The following is a 20,816-nucleotide window of genomic DNA, read 5'->3' as shown; positions in this document are numbered from 1 at the left end:
TCAGCCACGCCTAGACCGCAACATCTGAAATGGCCGCTTTGGCCATGGCGAGTTGGGCAGGGGCCACCGAGAGATCGCGCAGGCCGGCCTCGAGCAGCGCCGGTATTGAGGCCGGGTCGCCGCCAGCATCGCCGCACAGGCTGATCGGAATTTTGGCGCGCAAGCCGAACGCGGTCACCGCAGCGATCAGCCGCAATACGGCCGGATGGCGGACCGAATTGAGATGTGCCACCGCGGCGTTGTCGCGGGCGGCGGCCATCACATATTGGGTCAAATCGTTGGAGCCGATCGAGAAGAAGGCGACATCGGCAAACGCATCCGGCGCGATCGCCACAGACGGCACCTCTACCATGATGCCGAGCGGCGGCATTTTCTGCGCGATGCCACGAGCGATGAGGCCAGTCTGCTCCTCCGCGAACAGAGCGGCGGCACGTTGGTACTCCTCCGTGACGGCGATCATTGGAAACATCACCTTCAGATTGCCGTGCACGGCGGCGCGCAGCAACGCCCGGATCTGCATACGAAACACGTCCGGCCTTGCCAGCGACAGCCTGATCCCGCGCAGTCCGAGGAACGGGTTGCTCTCCTCAACGGTGAAGCCCGGCACCGGCTTGTCGCCGCCGGCATCGACAGTGCGTATGGTCACCGGCTTCTCGCCTGCCCATTCCAGCACCTTGCGGTAGCAGCGGTATTGCGTCTCCTCATCCGGCGGCGCCTTGCCGAACAGGAATTCGGTGCGCATCAGCCCGACGCCGTCGCAGGTTGCGATGTCGATGCTGTCGACCTCGGACGGATCGGCGATGTTGACCTGTACGCGCACCGTCGTGCCTGCCCGGGTTACCGCCGGTTTCGCCAGATAGGCTTCGGCCTTGTCGCGGCGTGCCGCAAACGAGGACGACGACCGGCGGAAGGTTTCGATCTCGGCCTTGGACGGCGCCAATACAATGCCGCCATGCTCGGCATCGAGCAGGGCCAGGCCAGCGGGATTAGCCGGCGAAGAGCCAAGCTCCACCACCCCAAGTCCCACGATCATCGGCACACCGCGCGAGCGCGCCAGCATGGCGACGTGGCTGGCGGTGCTGCCGGCCTTCAGCGCGATGCCGCCACCGGCGCTCCAGTCGGTCTCGAGAAAGCGTGTCGGCGCAATGTCCTCGCCATAGAGAATGGCGCCGGCAGGTGCGGCGCTCTCCTGCTCCTCGGTCAGTGCGCGCAGCACACGGTCGCGGATATCGCGCATGTCGACAGCGCGCGCCCGGAAGTAGTCCTGGTCGGATGTTTCATAGCCGGCGATCTCGGCGTCCAGCGCCTGCCGCCAGGCCATGTCGGCCGGCACGCCCGACGGGATCGCCGCAAAGGCCGGTCCGGTCAGGGCATCGTCCTCAAGCATGGCGAGCTGGAACTCGAGAATGCCGGCGGCCTCTTCATCGGCGGTTTCGATCAGGTTCGCGAGCCGGTCCGTCGCGCTGGCGATAGCTGTTTCCAGTGCGGCCTTCTCCTCGCCGGCTGTCGCCTTGCCCGTGTAACGCGCAGGGCCGCGGTCGAGATTGAACAGCGGCCCTTCGGCGTAGCCGGCCGAGGCCGAAATGCCTTGCAGCCTAAGCGGTTCGGGCATGGCCCGCGCCCTCGTCGAAATCACGCCGCACCAGCTCGGCCAGCGCGCCGACCGCCTCAGTGGCGGCTTCGCCGCTGGCTCTGATATGCAGCATGGTGCCTTTCGGCGCTCTGGTCGCCATCACCTTGACGATGCTCTTGGCGTCGAACCACGGGCCGTTGGCGGCAAGCGCGATTTCCACCTCAGCGGCAAAGCTCTTGGCAAGCTTGGTGAACTTCACCGAAGGGCGCGCGTGCAGTCCCACCTCGTGGGTGATCAGGACGGTGGCTTCGGCAAATGCGGACATGCGCTCAAAATTCCCGTTCACTCACGACGGCGACAATTCATGCGCCGTCGCCACCACTTCCTTCAGCGAGGCGCCGCCGGACGCCTCCGTCGCGGCCATCACCGCGCCTTCGACGATCGGCGCGTTGCAGACGATAATCTTCTGCGCCCGCGGCTCGCCGATCATTTCCACCGCCATCTCCGAGTTGGTCTCGGCGCCGCCGAGATCGACCAGGATGGCGACACCCGCCTCCGACCACGCCTTGTCGATGGCGCCCATGATCGCCTCGACACTGGTGCCAAGCCCGCCATGGCCGTTTCCGCCGCACCATGCAAGTGGCACTTCGTCGCCCACCATCTGCCGCACCATGTCGGCCGTGCCCTCGGCAACCAGTGGCGAGTGCGAGACGATGACGATGCCGACATTGCTCATGGCTGACCTTCCAGCGTTTTGCCGATGGTTCGCACCAAGAGCGCGACCGAGCGTCCGCCGGCATCCATATGGCCGATGGAGCGGTCGCCGAGGAACGAGGCACGGCCACGCAGAGCCTTCATCGGCACAGTTGCTTTGGCGGCGGCGTCGGCGATATCGGCGATTTCTGTTGGCGTCTTTCCCTCCAGCAGCGCCTCATGCACTGGCTGCAGCACATCGAGCATCGTCTTCTGGCCGACCTGCGACTTGCCACGCGCCGCGACGGCTTCGATTGCCTTGCCGAAGGCAACCGTCAGGTTGGCGCGATCCGGGTCAGCCGCAATTTCCTTGCCCAGCGCCAGGAACAATGTGCCGAACAGCGGTCCGGACGCGCCGCCGACCGTCATCACCAATTTTGTGCCGATCGCCTTCAAGGCTTCGGGCAGCGGCTTTGCCGAAACCGCCTGGGCCTCGGCCCGCACGGCCTCAAAGCCGCGCTTCATGTTCAGCCCATGGTCGCCGTCGCCGATCGCTTGGTCCAGCGCCGTCAGCTCTTCCGCGTGAGCGGCGATCGTATCCGCTGCAGCTGTGATCAGCCCGGCAAGGTCCAACGCCGCCATGTCCAAATTCCCGGTTTCGATCCTGCCGGCAGTATCGAAAGAATTTTCATTCGACAACTGAAGCATGCCATCAGGCCGTTGCATGCAGCGCGGCAGCGGCCGCGAACACTTCGGCCACGGCATGGGCGCCGGGGTCGACCACGCCTTGCAATTTGGTGCCGACATAGGCGGAGCGTCCGGCCTTCGCCTTCTCCATGGCCGCGGTGGCTTCGGCACCGTGCCGGGCGGCTGTCGCCGCGGCGTCCAGGCCGCTGGCATCGAGCGCTTTCAGCGCCGGCTCCAGGGCATCGACCATGGTGCGGTCGCCCATCCTTGCGCCGCCGTAGAAGGTCATGCGGTCCAGGCCGGCAAGGAGCGCTTTGGACAGGGTCGCGCCGGAATTCGAAGCCTGCGCCGCCGCGGTGAAGAAGATCGACAGCAGCACGCCTGAGGAGCCACCCATGGCGACCCCCAAAAGATCGCCCACCGCTGCAAGCGTGGCGGCCGGGTCGGCAAGCGGCAGCGTGTCGAGCTTTTCCAGCACGCTGCGCGCGCCGGTCGCCACCGTCGAGCCGGTATCGCCATCGCCCGCCTTGGCGTCCAGCCCGTTCAAAGCCTCTTCGAGCGCGATCAGGCGCTCGCAGACCGTGACGACAAGCCGCCTTGTCCGCGCATCCTCACTTGGCTTGCGCGTCGCGCTTTGTCCGGCTGCCTTCGCCATCGGCACGATGGCAGGCGCTGCAACGGGCTTTGCCGGCATCCAGGCATGCGGGCCGACCGCCGCCAGCAAAGCCGCCTCGCGCACGGCATCGAGCTTGATCAGCGACAGCGAGAAGCCATTCATGTTGAGCGCCGTCATCAGCGGTCCCGGGCCGATCGCCAGCTTCACTGTCTTGGCGAGCGGCGAGGCCAGCACGGTGTTTGCAACAAGCGACATTTCGAGCGGCGGCACCGAACCGAGATTGTTGATCAGCAGCCCGTGGCTGGCCTTCGGGTCGAGCCGTGCGGCAAGCCGCTCCGCCATGATTGCCACCAGTCTGTCGGCGCTTTGCACCGCGATGCGCTCGACGCCCGGCTCGCCATGAATGCCGAGGCCGAGTTCGCCATCGTTTTCGCCAAAGCGGTCTTCATGCGGCTGGCCAGGGATCGAGCAGGAGGACAGCGACATGCCGAGCGAGATGATGTCCTTTGCCGCCGCGCGAGCCGCTGTCGCGATCGCTATCAGATCGCTTCCCGTCTCCGACAAATGGCCGGCGATCTTGTGCACGAACAAGGTGCCGGCGACGCCGCGTGGCTGGTTGATATCCGGCAAAGCGATGTCGTCGGCGACGATCGCCATCTCGACGCGAAAGCCCTCGGCGCGCGCCTTCTCGGCCGCGAGGCCGAAATTGAGCCGGTCGCCGGTGTAATTCTTGACAATCAGCAGGCAGCCGGCCGGGCCGGTCACCGCACGGATCGCCGCCAGCACCGCCTCGACGCTCGGCGAAGCAAAGATCTCGCCCGAGACCGCCGCCGTCAGCATGCCCTTGCCGACGAAGCCGGCATGCGATGGTTCGTGCCCGGCGCCGCCGCCGGAGACGACGGCAACTTTTGCCTTGTCCCAGTCGGCGCGCAGCACGACCTTGATCTCGGGATAGCCGTCGAGACGCGCCAGATCGCCGGAACCGATGGTCCGCAACAACCCGTCCAGCGCCTCGGTGACGATCGTTTCCCTGCGGTTGAAAAAATGCTTCATCGAATTCGTCCTGTATTCGTCAATCAGAAGCCGGTGCCGTGCCCTTGGCGAGACACCGAAAACCTCACATCAGCCCATTCACATCAGTCTTTGCCCATCGGCGCCGAAATAGAGCGGTGAGCGATAGCGGATCATCACCTTATCGCCCTCGGCCAGATCCGTGTCGGGGTCGGTCAGCGTCACCAGTTTTTTGGCCCCGACCGTCACATGCAGATGGTTCTGGTCGCCGAGATGCTCGACCCAATCGACGACGCCATCGGCGTGGCCGTTTGCGGCCCTCTCGATCGAAAGATGTTCGGTGCGCGCGCCGACTGTCTTCGTGCCCGCTGGCGCGCCGCCATCGGGCAGCAGCCCCGCCGGCAGAAGATTGATCGCCGGCTGGCCGAGCCGTGCGGCGACATGAAGGTTTGCCGGCTCCGAATAGATCGTGCGCGGCGTGCCGATCTGCACCAGTTCGCCGTCGGCGAGGATGCCGATGCGGTCGGCCATCGTCATCGCCTCGATCTGGTCGTGCGTCACATACAGCATTGTGGCGCCAAGCTCGGCCTGGATGCGCTTGAGCTCAAGCCGCAGGTCGGCGCGCAGCTTGGCATCGAGCGATGAAAGCGGCTCGTCCATAAGATAGATCGACGGCTTGCGCACCAGCGCGCGGCCGATGGCGACGCGCTGCATTTCACCGCCCGACAGCTTGGTCGAGCGGTTGGCGAGCTTGTGGTGGATGCGCACCATCCTCGCCACCTCTTCGACGCGGCGGCGGATCTGGTCTTCCGGTATTTTCCGCGCCGGCGAGCGCAATGGAAAGGCGAGGTTGTCGTAGACCGACAAATGCGGATAGAGCGAATATTGCTGGAACACGAAGGCAGTGTCGCGCTCGGCCGGCGACAGCATCGTCGCATTGTGCCCGCCAATATGGATCGTGCCGCTGTCCGGTCGCTCCAGCCCGGCGATCAACCGCAGCGTCGTCGTCTTGCCGGCGCCGGTCGGCCCAAGCAGCACGACAAACTCGCCATCCTTGATCTGGAGGTCGAGATTGCTGACGGCGGCGTGCTCGCCAAAACTCTTGGTCACGCCCTTGATGTGTACGTCAGCCATGCTGCGCTCTCCCTTGAGAGGCCGTATCGTGGATCGCGGTGCGCACGGCGCGGCCCGATCCCTTGTCGAACAGCGACAGCCGCGCGCTGTTCAGGGTCAGGCCGACATGATCGCCGGCAGCGAGCCGGATTTCGGCCGGCACCCGCGCCTTGATGATGCCGTCCGCCGTCTCCACCGCAACGATCTGCGTGGTGCCGAGATATTCGGTGCCATAGATGGCGCCACGCAGTTTCGAGGCGTCGTCGAAGCGGATGTGCTCGGGCCGGATGCCAAGCGCCATGTCGGCCGGCGCGATATCCTCGCGCACTTCGGGCACCGCCACCTTGGCGCCCTGGACGACGACCTCCTTCGCGCCCTTCGCCAATCCGCCGCCGAAGCCGAGGAAATTCATCGGCGGCGAGCCGATGAAATCGGCGACGAACATGGTTGCGGGACGATCGTAGATTTCGCGCGGGCTGCCGAACTGTTCGATGACGCCATGGTTCATGACCGCGATCTTGTCGGCCATCGACATCGCTTCCATCTGGTCGTGCGTAACATAGACGGTGGTGGCGTGAATGCGGTTGTGCAACTCGCGCAGCTCATGCACCATCAGATCGCGGAATTCCGTATCGAGCGTGCCGAGCGGCTCGTCCATCAGGAAGCACTTCGGCCGCCGCACGATGGCACGGCCGAGCGCCACGCGCTGGCGGTCGCCGCCGGCGAGACCCGAGACCGATTTGTTGAGCAGATGGTCGATGCGAAGCAGCTTTGCCGTCTCTTCGACCCGCTGCCGGATCTCGGCCGAAGGCATGCCTTGCGCCAAAAGCGGAAAGCCGATGTTCTTGCGCACATTCATGTGCGGATAGAGCGCGAACAGCTGGAACACGAAGGCGATGTCGCGTTCCCGCGCCCGCCGCATGGTGACGTCCTCGCCGCCGAGCAGGATCTGACCGCCGGTCGGCAGTTCCAGCCCGGCGATCATGCGCAACGTCGTCGTCTTGCCGCAGCCCGAGGGACCAAGCATGACGAAGAACTCGCCATCCTCGACGACGAAGCTGGAATCCTGCACCGCGACGAAATCGCCGAAGGCCTTTCTCAGGTGTTGGACGCGGATTTCGGCCATGACTATTCCGGGAATTTCGAGACGATGATGAACATCACCGTGCCGGCGAGCATGGTGATAAAGGAGTACGTGTAGAGCGCCAGCGCGAAGGGCTGGAACAGCATCAGGAAGCCAATGGCGATGATGGCCGTCGCGATGTTTTCCAACAGGCCACGTCGAGCCCAGCGCGGCCAGCGCGATTTGCGTTTGGTGGGTTGGCTGAGGCTCATTTGCGCACCGCGCCGAAGGTGATGCCGCGCAGCAACTGCTTGCGAAGCAGGATGGTGAAGACGAGGATCGGCACCAGGAAGATCGTCGTGCCGGCAGCCACCGCCGGCCAGTCCTGGCCGCCTTCGCCGATAATGGTCGGGATGAAGGGTGGTGCGGTCTGTGCGGTGCCCGAGGTGAGCAGCGCCGCGAACGCATATTCGTTCCAGGCGAAGATCAGGCAGAAGATGGCGGTCGCGGCGATGCCGGTGGTGGCCTGCGGCAAAACCGTGCGCCAGAAGGCCTGCAGCCGGGTGTAGCCGTCGATCATCGCCGCTTCTTCGTACTCGCGCGGGATCTCGTCGATGAAGCCCTTGAGCAGCCAGACAGCCAGCGAGACATTGACCGCGGTGTAGAGCAGGATCATGCCGAGCGCGGTGTCGGACAGGCCAAGCTCGCGGTACATCAGGTAGATCGGAATAGCGACGGCGATCGGCGGCATGAAGCGCGTCGACAGGATGAAGAAAAGCAGGTCATCCGCCAGCGGCACCTTGAAGCGCGAGAAACCATAGGCCGACAGCGTGCCGAGGAAGACAGCGCAGAATGTCGAGCCGAAAGCGATGATCAGCGAATTGACGAAGCGCGGCAGGAAGTTGGACGGGCCGGCAATCACCATGTTGCGCTTGCGCGTGGTCTCGTCGCAGAAGCCGGTCGCCGGCCCCAGTGAGTTGATATATTCCGGCGTCTGCCGGGTGCGCGTCGTGAACAGATTGCAATAGCCTTCGAGGCTCGGCTGGAACAGCAGCTTCGGCGGATAGGCGATCGAATCCGGCGGCGTCTTGAAGCTGGTGGCGAAAATCCACAGTAGCGGCACGATCGAGATCAGCGCGTAGGCGACGATGATCGTGCCGGCGATGCCTTTTGCTGTTCCCGACGGGGCGACGACGGAGTGGGCAGTGGTCAGGCTCATCTCTGCTTCACCTTGTTGAGCGCCTTGACGTAGATGTTAGCGAGGCCAAACACCGCCACGAACAGGATGATGGCGAAGGCCGAGGAGTAGCCGGTGCGCCAGCTCTCGAAAGCCTGCCGTTTCAGCGTGATGGACGCGACCTCGGTGGTCGAGCCCGGCCCGCCGCCGGTCAGCAGGTTGACCATGTCGAACATCTTGAAGTTCTCGATGCCGCGAAACAGCACCGCCAGCATGATGAAAGGCAGCGCCATCGGCAGCGTGATCGACCAGAACTGCCGCCAGTTGGAGGCGCGGTCGACCTCGGCCGCCTCATAGATATATTCAGGAATGGAGCGCAGGCCGGCGAGGCAAATCAGCATCACGTAAGGCGTCCACATCCAGGTGTCGACGATGATGATCGACCACGGCGCCAGTGACACGTTGGACAGCATCTGGATGTCGGTCGGCGGGATGCGGGTGACGAACGAGATGGCGTAGGCGAACAGGCCGATCTGCGGCTCGTAGAGGAAGCGCCAGAAATTGCCGACCACCGCCGGCGACAGCATCATCGGCACCAGGATGATGGTCGTCCAGAAGGCGTGGCCGCGGAACTTGCGGTCGATCAGCCATGCCAAAGTGAAGCCGATCAGGGTCTGCAACAGGATGGTCCAGAACACGAAATGCGCCGTCGTCTGCATGGCGATCCAGATGTCCTGGTCGCCGAGGATGCGCTGGTAATTGGCAAAGCCGAGGTTCTTCACCACCTCGTTCGGGCGGTTTGCCCGGAAATTGGTGAAGGACAGATAGATCGCCCAGAACAGCGGGAAGATGTTGATGGCCAAGAGCAACAGGATCGTCGGCGAGATGAACAGCCAGGCGAGGCCCTTGTCGCTGATGCCCCGGACCTTGCGGGCCAACGGCTCCGGGGTCGCCCGGGCAACGTTCTCCGCAGTCCGATTGAGCATGGTGAGTCCTGCTTCGGTCACGTGGGTCGTCTCTGTCATGAATTTATCTGAACTGCGTCCCGTGCCAAGGGCGGCACGGGACGCGTCGATGTAGCTCGGGAGGAGCCGGTTACATCTTGCCGTCGTCCTGGAACACCTGCGTCCAGTCCTTGACGAGGCCGTCAAGCGCATCCTTGGCCGAACCCTGGCCGGCGACGACATAGTCGTGGAAGCGCTTCTGCGAAGCCTGCAGCAGTGGTGCGTAGCTCGGCTCGGCCCAGAAGTCCTTCACGATCGCCATCGAGTCGAGGAAGGTCTGTGCGTAGGGCTGGCTGGCCGGGAAGGCCGGGTCCTTCACCACCGCGTTCAGGCAGGAATAGCCGCCGAGCGACCACCATTTGGCCTGCACGTCCTTGTTGGCGAACCACTTGATGTATTTCAGCGCCGATTCCTGCTTGTCGGAATAGGACACAACCGAAATACCCTGGCCGCCGAGCTGGGCGAACTGCTCGCCGTCCGGACCCTTCGGGTTGACGAAGTAGCCGATCTTGTCGCCGCCGACGTTCTCGTCCTTCTGCAGGCCGGGCCAGGTGAAGGCGAAGTTCATATGCATGGCCACCTGGCCGGATTTGAAGGCGTCGACGCCTTCGCCCATGTAGCTGTTCGACGCGCCGGGCGGGGTACAGCAATCATAGAGCGCCTTGTAGAATTCCAGCCCCTTCACCGATTTCTCGGAATTGACGAAGCCTTCCATCTCGTAGGGCTTCTTGGGGTTTTCGTACTGGAAGCCGAAGCTGTAAAGCACGTCCATGGCGCCCATGGTGATGCCTTCCGAGCCGCGCTCGGTATAGATCGAGGCGCCATAGACGGTCTTGCCGTCGATCTCGCGCTTCTGGAAGAACTCGGCGATCTGCTTCAGCTGGTCGAAGGTGGTCGGCGGACCGAGATCCCAGCCGTACTTTTCCTTGAATTCCTTCTGCAGTTCCGGCTTGGAGAACCAGTCCTTGCGGTAGGTCCAGCCGACGACGTCGCCCATGGCCGGCAGCGCCCAGTAGTTCGGTGTGTTCTTCGGCCATTCGGAATAGCCGACGACGGTTGCCGGCACGAAGTCGTCCATGCTGATCTTCTCCTTGTCGAAGAAGTCGTTCAGCTTGACGTAGTGGCCGTTCTCGGCCGAGCCGCCGATCCACTGGCTGTCGCCGATGATCAGGTCGCAAAGCTTGCCGTGCGAGTTGAGCTCGTTGAGGAAGCGGTCGGCATAGTTGGTCCACGGCACGAATTCGAATTTCATGCCGATGCCGGTTTCCTTGGTAAAGTCCTTGGACAGTTCGACAAGTGCGTTGGCCGGGTCCCATGCGGCCCAGCACAGCGTCAGGTCTTCAGCGTGCGCAACGTTCGAGACAGCTGTCGACGCGGTAATCGCCGAGGCCAGTCCCAACGCCAGTTTCAAGCTCGATTTCATGCCTTCCTCCCATTTGCGAAACGCGCCCGGATGGCGGTTTCAAGAGCCCCTCAACCCTCGCTCCTCCGAGGGCCCAAACATGGCGGCGCGCTGCGTCGCAGATGTTTAGTAATTTGTTTAGTGATGCAATTTTTACTAAACAAGGCAAGCGAATTCGTTGCTGCGTTGCAGCATCACGAAACGAGGATTGAAATCGTTGGGAAATGATTGCCGGAGTGTTCGCCCGGAAGTTGTTTAGCTGGCGTCTCTTACAACGTTGGTCTGTGGCGTCACCGGCCGGACAGGCGGCGCCGGCGGCAGCAATGCGCGGATGTCGGTGAAGGGAAATGTCGGCTCGAAGCGGAAGGCCTCGGCCAGTGAACCGGCGACGCTGTTGCACTGCCCGGCGCGAAATTCATTCTGCACGCGTGCCCGCTCGACATATTGTTCCGGCATTTGCGACCGGTGCGCGCGGATCGCCTGCGTTTTGACATCGCGGTATGCGGAAATGTCGACGTAATGCGTCGGCGAAAATCCAGTGCCGCCCATCGTATCGGCATGCAGCACCGGCACAGCGAAGGAAGCCGCGATGCGCACGCCGTCCGACAGCGCGCGGTGGTCGGCGTGATAGTCGTTGGGCGCATGCGTGATCACCAGATTTGCTCCGGTCTCTCGTATCAGCGTTTTCAGCGAACCGATCAGCGCCGCATCGGCCACCAGTTCGCCGTCGGGAAAGTCGAGGAATCGTGGGGTCGCGCCGAGCAACGCCGCAGCGGCCGTCGCTTCCTCGCGCCGGACACGAGCCAAAACGCTCGGGTCGCCCTTGCCGCCCTTGGCGCCATCCGTGGCTATGGCGAAAGTCAGGTCTGCGCCTTGCGCCGCATAGGCGGCCAGCGTACCGAACATGAATATCTCGATGTCGTCCGGATGCGCCCCGAGCGCCAATACCTTCACCGCACTCTCCCCGGAAATGGAAAAACGTGACGAACGGAATCCTGCTCGCCCTCATCGCCTATGCAAGCTATTCGTGCAGCGATGCCGTTATCAAGAGCCTTGGCGCACAGTTCACCGTCTTCGAGATCGCCTTCTTCGTGACGCTGTTTGCTGGCGGCTTCCTGTTTTTCAGCCGGCCGGCCGATGAGCGCTGGCGTGGTTTCTGGCGCACGAAGCGGCCATGGGCGGTGCACGCCCGCGCCTGGGCCGGCATGGCATCCGGCCTGCTCAGCGTCTATGCCTTCACCACCATTCCGCTGGCCGAGACCTATGCGCTGATCTTCCTGGCGCCGCTCTGCGTCACCATTCTGTCGACGCTGGTGCTCAAGGAGAAGGTCGGCCCCTGGCGCTGGCTGGCGGTGGTTGCCGGCTTTGCCGGCGTCATGCTGGTGGTGCGGCCGGGTTTTCGCGAATTGCATCTCGGCCACCTCGCCGCCTTCACCGTTGCCTTCCTGGCCGCCACCAACATCATCCTGACCCGATCGCTGGCGCAGCAGGAAAAGCGCACCACCATGCTGGGCGTGCTGGTTGGCTATGGCCTGGTGTTCAACGGCATAGGCGTCGCCGTCACATCGTTTAGCCTTCCCAACGGGATGCAACTGCTGTGGCTGGTGATGGCGGGCGCGTTCGCCGCTTGCGGACAGTTGCTGCAACTGCTGGCCGCCAAATACGCGCCCGCCAACCGCATCGCGCCGACACATTATTCGCAAATCGTGTGGGCAGTGATTCTCGGCGCCCTGTTCTTCCAGGAATATCCCGACTGGCTGTCCCTGGTCGGCCTCGCCGTGGTTGGCGCTTCCGGCCTGCTGACCATGGTGCGCGAGGAAGTGCGGTTGGGTACGGTGCGCTGGAACCCGCTTTCGCGGACAAGACTGTGAGCGAGCGGCGGTTGCACGGCAATGGCGACCGCTGATATGCGGACGCGATGACGACAAGACCCTTGCCGGAGCTTCCGGTGTCCGCCGTACTGCCGGCGCTGAGCGAGGCGCTCGGCGCTGGCAACAGCGCCGTGCTGGTGGCGCCGCCCGGCGCCGGCAAGACGACGCTGGTGCCGCTGGCGCTGCTCGACGCGCCCTGGCTGGGCGCCGGCAAGATCGTCCTGCTCGAACCGCGCCGGCTCGCCGCCCGCGCCGCCGCCCGTCGTATGGCTGAACTGCTCGGTGAAGAGCCGGGTGAGACCGTCGGCTACGCCATGCGCATGGAAAACCGCACCTCGGTCCGGACAAGAATTCTGGTCGTCACCGAAGGCGTGCTGGCGCGGATGATCCTCGACGATCCGGAGTTGCCCGGCGTCTCGGCAGTCATTTTCGATGAGTTCCACGAGCGGTCGCTCGACGGCGATTTTGGTCTCGCGCTGGCGCTGGACGTGCAAAGAGCGCTACGGCCGGACCTGCGGCTGCTGGTTATGTCGGCGACGCTCGACGGCGCGCGCGTCGCCAAACTCTTGTCCGGCGCCCCGGTGATCGAAAGTCAAGGCCGCGCCTTTCCCGTCGATATCCGTTACGACGAACGGCCGGCCGGAATCCCCATCGAGGACGCCATGGCCAAGGCGATCCGCTCGGCGCTGGCTGACGAGAGCGGCAGCGTGCTCGCCTTCCTGCCTGGCCAGCGCGAGATCGAGCGCACCGCCGAACGGCTGCAGGACCGCCTCGGCGCCGACACCGACATCGTGCCGCTCTACGGCCAGCTCGACAACCGGGCGCAGGATGCGGCCATCAAGCCGGCGCCGCCGGGCCGCCGCAAGGTGGTGCTGGCGACCTCGATCGCCGAGACCTCGATCACCATTGACGGCGTGCGCGTCGTCATCGATTCCGGCCTGTCGCGGCTGCCGCGCTATGAGCCGGCGAGCGGCCTGACCCGACTGGAGACGGTGCGTGTTTCCAGGGCATCGGCCGACCAGCGCGCCGGCCGCGCCGGCCGCACGCAAGCCGGCGTCGCCATCCGTCTGTGGCGCGCCGAGCAGACGGCCGCACTTCCCGCCTTCACCCCGCCCGAAATCCTTGAAGCCGATCTGTCCGGCCTGTTGCTCGACTGCGCAGCTTTCGGCGTCGCCGATCCGGCGAGCCTGTCCTTCCTCGATCCGCCGCCCACCCCGGCGCTCAACGAAGCGCGGGCGCTGCTCAGTGCGCTGCACGCCATCGACACCGCCGGACGGCTGACCGAGGCGGGTGGCGCGATGCGCAAGCTGGCGTTGCCGGTAAGGCTGGCGCACATGGTCGCTGAAGCCGCAGGTACCGGCCATGCGCTCGAAGCGGCGACACTCGCCGTGCTGCTCACCGAGCGTGGCCTCGGCGGTGACGGCGCCGACCTCGAACGGCGGCTGATACGCTTTCGCGCCGAGAAATCGCCGCGCGCCATTGCGGCAAGGCAGCTTGCCGAGCGGCTGGCGAAGCAAGCGGGCGGCGCCAAGAGCAGCGAAGCCGCTTCTGCCGGTCTTTTGCTCATCCACGCCTGGCCGGACCGCGTCGCCAAGGCGCGTGGCGAGCGTGGGCGTTTCGTGCTGGCCAACGGCTCCGGCGCCATGCTCGACGCCGCTGATCCGCTGGCAGGCGAGGCCTGGCTGGTCGTTGCCGATTTGCAGGGCAAGGCGCAGAACGCCCGCATCACCGCTGCGGCAGCGGTCGACGAGGCCGACATCCGCGCGGCACTCTCCGACAGGATCGAGACCCGCCGCGAGGCGAGCTTCGACCGCGAGCGGCGCGCGGTGCGCGTGCGCGAGACCGCCCGCCTCGGCGCCATCACTTTGTCCGAGCGCATGCTGCCTGCGCCCTCCGGCCCGGACGCAGACCGCGCCATATTGGAAGCCCTGCGCGAACACGGCCTGTCGTTGTTGGGGTGGAGCAAGGAGGCCGAGACGCTGCGCCAGCGCCTCGGCTGGCTGTATCGTGGACTGGGCGCGCCGTGGCCCGACGTTTCGGACGCCGCCCTGCTTGAACGCCTCGACGACTGGCTGCTGCCGTTCCTCTCCGGCAAGGCCTCCTTCGCCGCGATCGATCCGGGCACGCTGTCGTCAGGCCTGATGGCGCTGGTGCCGCATGATCTGCAGCGCAAGATAAATACGCTGGCGCCGACCCATTTCGATGCGCCGTCCGGCAGCCATGTTCCGATCCGCTATGACGGCGAATGGCCGGTGCTGGCGATCCGCGTGCAGGAGCTGTTCGGCTTCGACCGTCATCCCGCTATCGCCAACGGTACCGTGCCGCTGACGCTGGAGCTGTTGTCGCCGGCGCACCGGCCGATCCAGACGACGCGCGACCTGCCCGGCTTCTGGCGCGGCTCCTGGGCCGATGTGCGCACCGACATGCGCGGCCGCTATCCCCGCCATGTCTGGCCGGAAAATCCGCTGCTCGCCGCCCCTACAGCGCGGGCAAAACCGCGCGGGACCTAGCGCTCGTCCTTTCCCGGCTATAATCCTTGGCCATGATCAACATTCTGCACGCGCCAGACTTCCAGCAAAGCCAGCGGCTGCGCCTCAACACGCTGATCCGGCTGCGCTGGCTGGCCATTGTCGGCCAGAGTCTGACCGTGCTGGTCGTCGCCTATGGGTTGAAATTCCCGCTGCCGGTCAGCCTCTGCTTCGCACTGATCGCCTGCTCGGCCTGGCTCAACCTGGTGCTGACCTTCCGCTATCCGGCAGCGCACCGGCTGACCCCGTTCCCGGCCTTCTTCATCCTGACCTTCGACAGCCTGCAGCTTGCCGGCCTGCTCTACATGACCGGCGGTCTCACCAATCCGTTTTCGCTGCTGATGACCGTGCCTGTGGTCGTCTCGGCGACATCGTTGCCACTGCGGCTGACCGCCATTCTCGGCGGGCTGGTGATAGTGGGGGCAAGCCTGCTGGTGTTCTTCCATCTGCCGCTGCCCTGGTACGAGGGCGCGCCGCTGCCCATGCCGTTTATCTATGTCGCCGGCATATGGATGGCGGTGTTTTCCTCAATCGCCTTCACCGCCATCTATGCCTTCCGAGTCGCCGAGGAGGCCCGCCTGCTCGCCAACGCGCTTGCCGCCACCGAACTGGTGCTGCAGCGCGAACAGCATCTGTCGGCGCTGGATGGCCTGGCAGCTGCCGCCGCGCACGAACTCGGCACGCCGCTCGCCACCATCGCCCTTGTCTCCAAGGAGATGGAAAAGGCGCTTGGCGACGACCCGAAATATGCTGAGGACGTCAAACTTCTGCGGTCGCAGAGCGAGCGCTGCCGCGAAATCCTGAAGCGGCTCACCAGCCTGTCCTCCGAGGGCGAGGCGCATCTGTCGCGCCTGCCGCTGACCTCGCTGGTCGAGGAGGTGACGGCGCCGCACCGCGATTTCGGCATCTCGATCAAGCTGCGGCCGGGCGAGCGCATCGGCCCCGAACCGGTCGGGCGGCGCAATCCCGGCGTCATCTACGGCCTCGGCAATCTGGTCGAGAACGCCGTCGACTTCGCCCGCAAGACGGTCACCGTGCGCTGGAGCTGGGACGAGCTCGACGTCACCTTCTCCATCATCGACGACGGGCCGGGTTTTCCGCCCGAAATCATCGACCGCATCGGCGAGCCCTATATGTCGACACGCCAGGGCAACGAAGCTGGCGGCGGCCTGGGTCTCGGACTGTTCATCGCCAAGACCTTGCTCGAACGCTCCGGTGCCACGCTCGATTTCCGCAATTCGAGCGGACTGGGCGAGGGCGCCATCGTGCAGATATCGTGGCCGCGCACGGTCTTCCTCAACCCGGAATCGGTGGGGATCTCGATGTTCGACACCGCCTGAAACATTTTGATTTGGCGCATGATCCTTTCCGAAAACCGATTACGATTTTCGGGGTCATGCGCTGGCCGAGACCGGCAAAATTGGACAATGGCGTTCAGGAACTATATCTGCGTAAAATTAAGGCAGCAGGATTTTTTGAGACAATGACTGGCGAAGAAACAATTGGTGCAATGGTTGAAGGCGAGGACACCTCGCTGCTGATCGTCGACGACGACAAGCCGTTCCTGACGCGGCTGGCCCGCGCCATGGAAACCAGGGGTTTCGTGGTCGAGACGGCCGAGAGCGTCGAGGAGGCGGTGGCCAAGGCGCGCGCCCATCCGCCGGCCTATGCCGTGGTCGACATGCGGCTCGGCGACGGCAACGGCCTCGACGTCGTCGCCGCCATTCGCGAGAAGCGCGACGACGCCCGCACCGTCATCCTCACCGGTTACGGCAACATCGCCACCGCGGTGACGGCGGTGAAGCTCGGCGCCATCGACTATCTGTCCAAGCCCGCCGATGCCGACGATGTCTTCGCGGCCCTCACCCGCACCGCCGGCGAACGCGCAGCACCCCCCGAAAACCCGATGTCGGCCGACCGCGTGCGCTGGGAACACATCCAGCGCGTCTACGAAATGTGCGACCGCAACGTCTCCGAAACCGCGCGCCGGCTGAACATGCATCGCCGCACGCTACAGCGGATACTGGCCAAGCGCGCACCGCGCTAGGACCTCCAACCGTCGAAGTCAGCGCCGCCCCTCATCGCCCTGCCGGGCACTTCTCCCCGTATAGTGACGGGGGAGAAGGAGGCTGGCCGCAACGCTGGCGATTGGCGAAATCCTGGGCGAAAGCGCCCCTCGCCCCGTTTACGGGGAGAGGATGCCGGCAGGCAGGTGAGGGGCGGCGCCAACGCTTCGCAAGTGTGACGCTTGCCCTGCCGTCGAGCTTTGCGCATCATCGCAAACAACGCCGAACCGGAAACGGAGTCTACATGCGCGACGAGCGGCCGAAATCCATCCTTCGCGAATTCCTCGATGGCGAGGCTGCGGGCGGCATCATCCTGATGGTGGCAGCGGCCCTTGCGCTGATCGTTGCCAATTCGCCGCTGGCCGAAACCTATTTCGCCGCACTCCACGCCTATCTCGGCCCGCTCAGCCTCTCGCATTGGATCAATGACGGGCTGATGGCGGTGTTCTTCCTGCTGGTCGGCCTCGAGATCAAGCGCGAGATGCTGGACGGCCAGCTCTCGACCTGGCCGCGCCGCGTGCTGCCGGGCGTCGCCGCCGCCGGCGGCATGCTGGTTCCGGCACTGGTTTATGTCACTATTAACCGAAACAATGCGGCCGCGCTCTCCGGCTGGGCGATCCCGACCGCCACCGACATCGCCTTTGCGCTGGGCGTGCTGTCGCTGCTCGGCAACCGCGTGCCGGCCTCGCTAAAAATCTTTCTCACCGCGCTCGCCATCATCGACGATCTCGGCGCCGTCATCATCATCGCCATCTTCTACACAAGCGGCCTGTCGCTCGCCTACCTCGGTGCCGCCTTTGCCGTCATCGCCGTGCTCATCGTGCTCAACCGCATGCGGGTAACGGCGCTGACGCCCTATCTCGTGCTTGGCGCTATCCTGTGGGTGCTGGTGCTGAAATCGGGCGTGCATGCGACGCTGGCCGGCGTGGCGCTGGCGCTCACCATTCCGCTCAAGGTCTCTCCCGGCAGCGGCCACGACCTCGACCATTCGCCGCTGCACCGGCTGGAGCACGGCCTGCACAAGATCGTTCCCTTCTTCGTTATCCCGATCTTCGGTTTTGCCAATGCCGGCGTGTCGCTGGCCGGTCTCAGCGCCGCTGCCCTGGTCGAGCCGCTGACGCTCGGCGTCGCCGCCGGCCTCGTGCTGGGCAAGCTGGTCGGCGTCTTCGGCTCGTCCGCGCTTGCCATCCGGCTCGGCTTCGCCGATCTGCCGGTCAACGCCGGCTGGCTGCACATGATCGGCATTTCGCTGCTGTGCGGCATAGGCTTCACCATGAGCCTGTTCATCGGCCTGCTCGCCTTCGCCAGTGACGTGGCGCTGCAGGACGCGGTCAAGGTCGGCATCCTGGCGGGATCGCTGATCGCCGCCCTGCTGGGTGCCGCCGTACTGCTGATGGCGCCGGCGGCGGGTGAGGCTACTGACGAGGATTAAGGCCAGACAGGCGGCAGGCCGAAGGCCTGAAACAAGTCTTGGGCGAGCGGACCGACATAGACCGTCAGCAAGGCGATCCGGTCATCGGCAGGCTCGATGACATGCAGGGATTGGGCTCGCCACACGGGATCCTGGTGGCGGCGCGCGTAGACCGCAACCGCAGGCTGGCCGTTGGCGCCGGTGGCGACCGCATGGTAGCCGGCGAAATTGCCCCAGACGGTCTCGAAGAAACCCCGGATCGCCTCGCGTCCCTGGTACCAGTCCCGCCATGGCGGCATGTGATAGGTGGCATCCTCGCGCAGCAGTTCGATCAAACCGTCGAGACTGGCGGCCTGCCAGGCCCGCATGTAGCGTTCGAGCAGCTGGGCCTCCTGGCGGCTGGGCTGCGATCGATGCAGGGGACGTCCCTGCTTGTATCGCGCGCCAAGCGTTGCACGGGCCCGCTGCAGGGCGCTGTTGATCGAAGCGGTCGACCCGCCCAGCAATTGTGCCGTCTCAAGCGCCGACCATCCCAGCACGTCGCACAGCAAAAGGGCGGCCCGCTGCCTGGGCGGCAGAAGCTGGATCGCGGCGACGAAGGCCAGTTGCACGGCCTCGCGCGTTTCGTAGAGCGCTTCCGGACCGGGCTCGCCGTCAACGAGGTCCGGAAGCTCCGCGTCAGGATAAGGCTCCAGCCAGGTGAGCTCCGGCGCCGGCCCGCCTGTGGCCGGCCCGCGCGAGGGCGGCCGTTCGGGCTGCTGGAGAAGGCGATGCGTCGCCGACCTCGCCTTGAGCGCGTTCAGGCAGCTGTTGGTGGCGATCGTGTAGAGCCAGCCGCGCAGCGAGCCTCGCGCGTCGAACTGCGACCGCCCGCGCCAGGCCCGCAGAAATGTATCCTGGACAAGGTCGTCCGCCTCATGCAGCGAACCCATCATCCGGTAGCAATGGAGCTTGAGCTCGCGGCGGTGGGCAGCCGTGAGACGCTCGAAGGCCGGCCGATCGAGGATCGGTCGGCCCAAGGGCTCAACAGGGCCAGGAGCATCCGTCATAGGCAGCCTGCGGTGCTGAAATCGCCTTGCATCCTGAGCGCCTCAGGCCGCTGCCGCAAGTCCGCTGCCGCTGACGGTGAAGGAGCTGCCTTCCGATTTCCCGGTGGCGAGCGCGACCACCGCGCGGCCGACATCTGCCGGCGTCTGCATGTCGGTCATGCTCGCGAGGACGTCCGCAGGCTGGATGCCCAAATAAGCCGCAAAGCCATCGAGCCCGGCATCGCCTATGCCGGTCCCTGGCATGATGCGAGCCGGTGCGAGCGCCATGAAGCGCAGGTCCAGTCCAAGCCGATCCGATTCCTTTTGGCAATGACCGGCCAGGAACATCTGCATGCGTTTTGCGCCTGCATACCCGCCGGCGAACGGCGGTCCGCCGCTCAAGGCTGCGCCACTGGAGATCAGCACAACCCGGCTCCCCGGCTTGAGCGGATTGTTGAGCGCGGCCTTGCAGAACAGGAATGCCGCCTTGACGTCAGTTTCCCAGTTTGCAGAGAAGACCTCCCAGCTCTGTTCCGGCAAAGGCACGGAGGGGGCAAGGGCGCCGGCGCAGATCACCAGCACATCCGGCGCAAGTGTGTCGAAAACCACTTCGGGCGCGGCCTCCTTTGTCGCGTCGACCGCAAGGGTCTTCACGCCTGGCTTCTCCCAGGAAAGCTCCTTCAGCGCTGCTGCGCCACGGGCAACGGCAAGCACTGTCGCGCCCTCACCAAGCGCAGCCTCCACGATTGAGCGGCCGACACCCCGGCTGCCTCCGACGACGACGACATTCTGACCTTGTAACGATCGCATGGATCACCTCGCTTTCCCGGCCACTGGACCATCCAGCGCCTATTGATCAGGACAGCGCAGGGGAGTGGAAATCATCGGTGCAGGACAAAAAAATCTTCGCGACTGTCGGCAGCGCCCGCGCAAAAAACCTTGACCGGGCGAAATCGACAGGCGGCGACACAGCGGCGGCGCGGCGCACATTTACGCCGGGCCTACTCGCTCTCCCCTTCCAGCGCTGGCACCGCCACGCCCGCCAACTCCGCCGCCAGCAGCCGAGCTGCACCCGCCCGTGCAATCCGCAGCATCAGCGCCTTGCGCGTTGCCGCCGCCATGCGGTGCTCCGGCGCATCGCGCAAAATCTCGGCGCCGTAGCCGTCGGAAAGGATGAAGCCGCATTCCTCGGGGAAGATTTCGGATGGCACGCCGGGATGGGTAGCGAAGAAGAAGCGGTCGGAATGCAGCCGGTAGTCAGGCCATTTGCGGTCGACGCGAAAATCCTCGATCGACGATTTGATCTCGATGATCCAGATGTCGCCCTGCCGCGTCAGCGCCACAAGGTCGGCGCGCCGGCCGGTGGCGAGCGACAGTTCGGGCAGCACATGCATGCCCATCTGCATCAACAGCCGCTGCACGCCACGCCGCACCAGCATGGCGCGTTCCGACTGGCGGCCATCGATCAGGGGATTGAGGGGAATCGGGGAAATGATCGGCATGGCAGCCACCATGCCAGATTTTGTTCACGGTTTGAACCTGTTTTTTGGGGGCGATTATGTACTTTACAAAC

20 protein-coding genes are annotated in these 20,816 nt (G+C 64.9%); 5 read left to right on the top strand and 15 right to left on the bottom strand.

Translation table 11 applies throughout. The features are described from left to right. Nucleotides 1-10 precede the first annotated feature (10 nt). From ptsP to AC1D1B_RS01315, 12 genes are all read right to left on the bottom strand, one after another. Nucleotides 11-1,612, bottom strand: coding sequence for a phosphoenolpyruvate--protein phosphotransferase (ptsP, locus tag AC1D1B_RS01370; protein ID WP_477328924.1), 1,602 nt, complete (start codon nucleotides 1,610-1,612; stop codon nucleotides 11-13). Beyond that, a complete protein-coding gene (locus AC1D1B_RS01365; RefSeq protein WP_181056479.1) occupies nucleotides 1,596-1,898 on the bottom strand; it encodes an HPr family phosphocarrier protein in 303 nt (100 codons plus the stop codon). Before AC1D1B_RS01365 ends, ptsP begins: the two co-directional genes overlap by 17 nt. A gap of 21 nt (nucleotides 1,899-1,919) precedes the next feature. After that, nucleotides 1,920-2,309 (bottom strand): dihydroxyacetone kinase phosphoryl donor subunit DhaM, encoded by a 390-nt coding sequence (gene dhaM / locus AC1D1B_RS01360; protein WP_023738108.1) that lies wholly within the window; start codon nucleotides 2,307-2,309, stop codon nucleotides 1,920-1,922. After that, a complete protein-coding gene (dhaL, locus tag AC1D1B_RS01355; RefSeq protein ID WP_477328923.1) occupies nucleotides 2,306-2,908 on the bottom strand; it encodes a dihydroxyacetone kinase subunit DhaL in 603 nt (200 codons plus the stop codon). The genes dhaM and dhaL overlap by 4 nt, the downstream gene beginning before the upstream one ends. A 70-nt stretch (nucleotides 2,909-2,978) precedes the next feature. Beyond that, a complete protein-coding gene (locus tag AC1D1B_RS01350; protein WP_477328922.1) occupies nucleotides 2,979-4,622 on the bottom strand; it encodes a dihydroxyacetone kinase subunit DhaK in 1,644 nt (547 codons plus the stop codon). A 78-nt stretch (nucleotides 4,623-4,700) separates the two neighbouring features. Next, nucleotides 4,701-5,714, bottom strand: a complete 1,014-nt coding sequence (locus AC1D1B_RS01345; RefSeq protein WP_477328921.1) for an ABC transporter ATP-binding protein — start codon at nucleotides 5,712-5,714, stop codon at nucleotides 4,701-4,703. Continuing rightward, nucleotides 5,707-6,819 (bottom strand): ABC transporter ATP-binding protein, encoded by a 1,113-nt coding sequence (locus AC1D1B_RS01340; RefSeq protein WP_477328920.1) that lies wholly within the window; start codon nucleotides 6,817-6,819, stop codon nucleotides 5,707-5,709. Before AC1D1B_RS01340 ends, AC1D1B_RS01345 begins: the two co-directional genes overlap by 8 nt. Before the next feature lie 2 nt (nucleotides 6,820-6,821). Continuing rightward, nucleotides 6,822-7,028, bottom strand: coding sequence for a hypothetical protein (locus tag AC1D1B_RS01335; RefSeq protein ID WP_477233511.1), 207 nt, complete (start codon nucleotides 7,026-7,028; stop codon nucleotides 6,822-6,824). Continuing rightward, nucleotides 7,025-7,975 (bottom strand): carbohydrate ABC transporter permease, encoded by a 951-nt coding sequence (locus AC1D1B_RS01330; RefSeq protein WP_477328919.1) that lies wholly within the window; start codon nucleotides 7,973-7,975, stop codon nucleotides 7,025-7,027. Before AC1D1B_RS01330 ends, AC1D1B_RS01335 begins: the two co-directional genes overlap by 4 nt. After that, nucleotides 7,972-8,919 (bottom strand): carbohydrate ABC transporter permease, encoded by a 948-nt coding sequence (locus AC1D1B_RS01325; RefSeq protein WP_031198535.1) that lies wholly within the window; start codon nucleotides 8,917-8,919, stop codon nucleotides 7,972-7,974. The genes AC1D1B_RS01330 and AC1D1B_RS01325 overlap by 4 nt, the downstream gene beginning before the upstream one ends. A 109-nt stretch (nucleotides 8,920-9,028) precedes the next feature. Beyond that, on the bottom strand, nucleotides 9,029-10,360 hold the full coding sequence (locus tag AC1D1B_RS01320) for an ABC transporter substrate-binding protein (protein WP_181056473.1): 1,332 nt from the start codon (nucleotides 10,358-10,360) through the stop codon (nucleotides 9,029-9,031). Nucleotides 10,361-10,594: 234 nt separating this feature from the next. Beyond that, the gene (locus AC1D1B_RS01315; protein WP_477328918.1) at nucleotides 10,595-11,293 is read right to left on the bottom strand and encodes a PIG-L deacetylase family protein; all 699 of its coding nucleotides are present in this window, start codon (nucleotides 11,291-11,293) and stop codon (nucleotides 10,595-10,597) included. A gap of 26 nt (nucleotides 11,294-11,319) precedes the next feature. Here AC1D1B_RS01315 and AC1D1B_RS01310 point away from each other — a divergent pair, with 26 nt between their 5' ends. The 5 genes from AC1D1B_RS01310 to nhaA all read left to right on the top strand — a co-directional run bounded on the left by AC1D1B_RS01310 (nucleotide 11,320) and on the right by nhaA (nucleotide 18,236). Then, a complete protein-coding gene (locus AC1D1B_RS01310; RefSeq protein ID WP_477328917.1) occupies nucleotides 11,320-12,210 on the top strand; it encodes a DMT family transporter in 891 nt (296 codons plus the stop codon). Nucleotides 12,211-12,257: 47 nt separating this feature from the next. Continuing rightward, a complete protein-coding gene (hrpB, locus tag AC1D1B_RS01305; protein WP_477328916.1) occupies nucleotides 12,258-14,720 on the top strand; it encodes an ATP-dependent helicase HrpB in 2,463 nt (820 codons plus the stop codon). A gap of 32 nt (nucleotides 14,721-14,752) precedes the next feature. After that, nucleotides 14,753-16,078 (top strand): ActS/PrrB/RegB family redox-sensitive histidine kinase, encoded by a 1,326-nt coding sequence (locus AC1D1B_RS01300; RefSeq protein WP_477328915.1) that lies wholly within the window; start codon nucleotides 14,753-14,755, stop codon nucleotides 16,076-16,078. A gap of 143 nt (nucleotides 16,079-16,221) precedes the next feature. Then, nucleotides 16,222-16,785 (top strand): ActR/PrrA/RegA family redox response regulator transcription factor, encoded by a 564-nt coding sequence (locus tag AC1D1B_RS01295; protein ID WP_112560594.1) that lies wholly within the window; start codon nucleotides 16,222-16,224, stop codon nucleotides 16,783-16,785. A gap of 263 nt (nucleotides 16,786-17,048) precedes the next feature. Then, nucleotides 17,049-18,236, top strand: a complete 1,188-nt coding sequence (gene nhaA / locus AC1D1B_RS01290; RefSeq protein WP_477328914.1) for a Na+/H+ antiporter NhaA — start codon at nucleotides 17,049-17,051, stop codon at nucleotides 18,234-18,236. Here the strand turns inward: nhaA and AC1D1B_RS01285 are convergent. From AC1D1B_RS01285 to AC1D1B_RS01275, 3 genes are all read right to left on the bottom strand, one after another. Then, a complete protein-coding gene (locus AC1D1B_RS01285; protein ID WP_477328913.1) occupies nucleotides 18,233-19,234 on the bottom strand; it encodes an RNA polymerase subunit sigma-70 in 1,002 nt (333 codons plus the stop codon). The two genes, nhaA and AC1D1B_RS01285, sit on opposite strands and share 4 nt — an antisense overlap. 72 nt (nucleotides 19,235-19,306) lie before the next feature. Then, nucleotides 19,307-20,053, bottom strand: coding sequence for an SDR family NAD(P)-dependent oxidoreductase (locus tag AC1D1B_RS01280; protein ID WP_477328912.1), 747 nt, complete (start codon nucleotides 20,051-20,053; stop codon nucleotides 19,307-19,309). 191 nt (nucleotides 20,054-20,244) lie between these two features. Further along, nucleotides 20,245-20,745: an MmcB family DNA repair protein gene (locus tag AC1D1B_RS01275; RefSeq protein ID WP_477328911.1), complete on the bottom strand. Its 501-nt coding sequence runs from the start codon at nucleotides 20,743-20,745 to the stop codon at nucleotides 20,245-20,247. Between the last annotated feature and the right edge of the window lie 71 nt (nucleotides 20,746-20,816).

Source organism: Mesorhizobium sp. P2_C5_2, from assembly GCF_056404535.1.
Note: the sequence above shows the minus strand (reverse complement) of the source record. Positions and strands in the feature narration are given on the sequence as shown.

Excerpts from the sequence above, each read along its gene's own strand:
- AC1D1B_RS01345 (WP_477328921.1), bottom strand. The coding sequence starts at position 5,714 with ATGGCTGACGTACACATCAAGGGCGTGACCAAGAGTTTTGGCGAGCAC.
- AC1D1B_RS01295 (WP_112560594.1), top strand. The coding sequence starts at position 16,222 with ATGACTGGCGAAGAAACAATTGGTGCAATGGTTGAAGGCGAGGACACC.
- nhaA (WP_477328914.1), top strand. The coding sequence starts at position 17,049 with ATGCGCGACGAGCGGCCGAAATCCATCCTTCGCGAATTCCTCGATGGC.
- AC1D1B_RS01320 (WP_181056473.1), bottom strand. The coding sequence starts at position 10,360 with ATGAAATCGAGCTTGAAACTGGCGTTGGGACTGGCCTCGGCGATTACC.
- AC1D1B_RS01330 (WP_477328919.1), bottom strand. The coding sequence starts at position 7,975 with ATGAGCCTGACCACTGCCCACTCCGTCGTCGCCCCGTCGGGAACAGCA.
- AC1D1B_RS01365 (WP_181056479.1), bottom strand. The coding sequence starts at position 1,898 with ATGTCCGCATTTGCCGAAGCCACCGTCCTGATCACCCACGAGGTGGGA.
- AC1D1B_RS01280 (WP_477328912.1), bottom strand. The coding sequence starts at position 20,053 with ATGCGATCGTTACAAGGTCAGAATGTCGTCGTCGTCGGAGGCAGCCGG.
- AC1D1B_RS01340 (WP_477328920.1), bottom strand. The coding sequence starts at position 6,819 with ATGGCCGAAATCCGCGTCCAACACCTGAGAAAGGCCTTCGGCGATTTC.
- ptsP (WP_477328924.1), bottom strand. The coding sequence starts at position 1,612 with ATGCCCGAACCGCTTAGGCTGCAAGGCATTTCGGCCTCGGCCGGCTAC.
- AC1D1B_RS01335 (WP_477233511.1), bottom strand. The coding sequence starts at position 7,028 with ATGAGCCTCAGCCAACCCACCAAACGCAAATCGCGCTGGCCGCGCTGG.
- AC1D1B_RS01350 (WP_477328922.1), bottom strand. The coding sequence starts at position 4,622 with ATGAAGCATTTTTTCAACCGCAGGGAAACGATCGTCACCGAGGCGCTG.
- hrpB (WP_477328916.1), top strand. The coding sequence starts at position 12,258 with ATGACGACAAGACCCTTGCCGGAGCTTCCGGTGTCCGCCGTACTGCCG.
- AC1D1B_RS01300 (WP_477328915.1), top strand. The coding sequence starts at position 14,753 with ATGATCAACATTCTGCACGCGCCAGACTTCCAGCAAAGCCAGCGGCTG.
- AC1D1B_RS01325 (WP_031198535.1), bottom strand. The coding sequence starts at position 8,919 with ATGCTCAATCGGACTGCGGAGAACGTTGCCCGGGCGACCCCGGAGCCG.
- AC1D1B_RS01275 (WP_477328911.1), bottom strand. The coding sequence starts at position 20,745 with ATGCCGATCATTTCCCCGATTCCCCTCAATCCCCTGATCGATGGCCGC.
- dhaL (WP_477328923.1), bottom strand. The coding sequence starts at position 2,908 with ATGGCGGCGTTGGACCTTGCCGGGCTGATCACAGCTGCAGCGGATACG.
- dhaM (WP_023738108.1), bottom strand. The coding sequence starts at position 2,309 with ATGAGCAATGTCGGCATCGTCATCGTCTCGCACTCGCCACTGGTTGCC.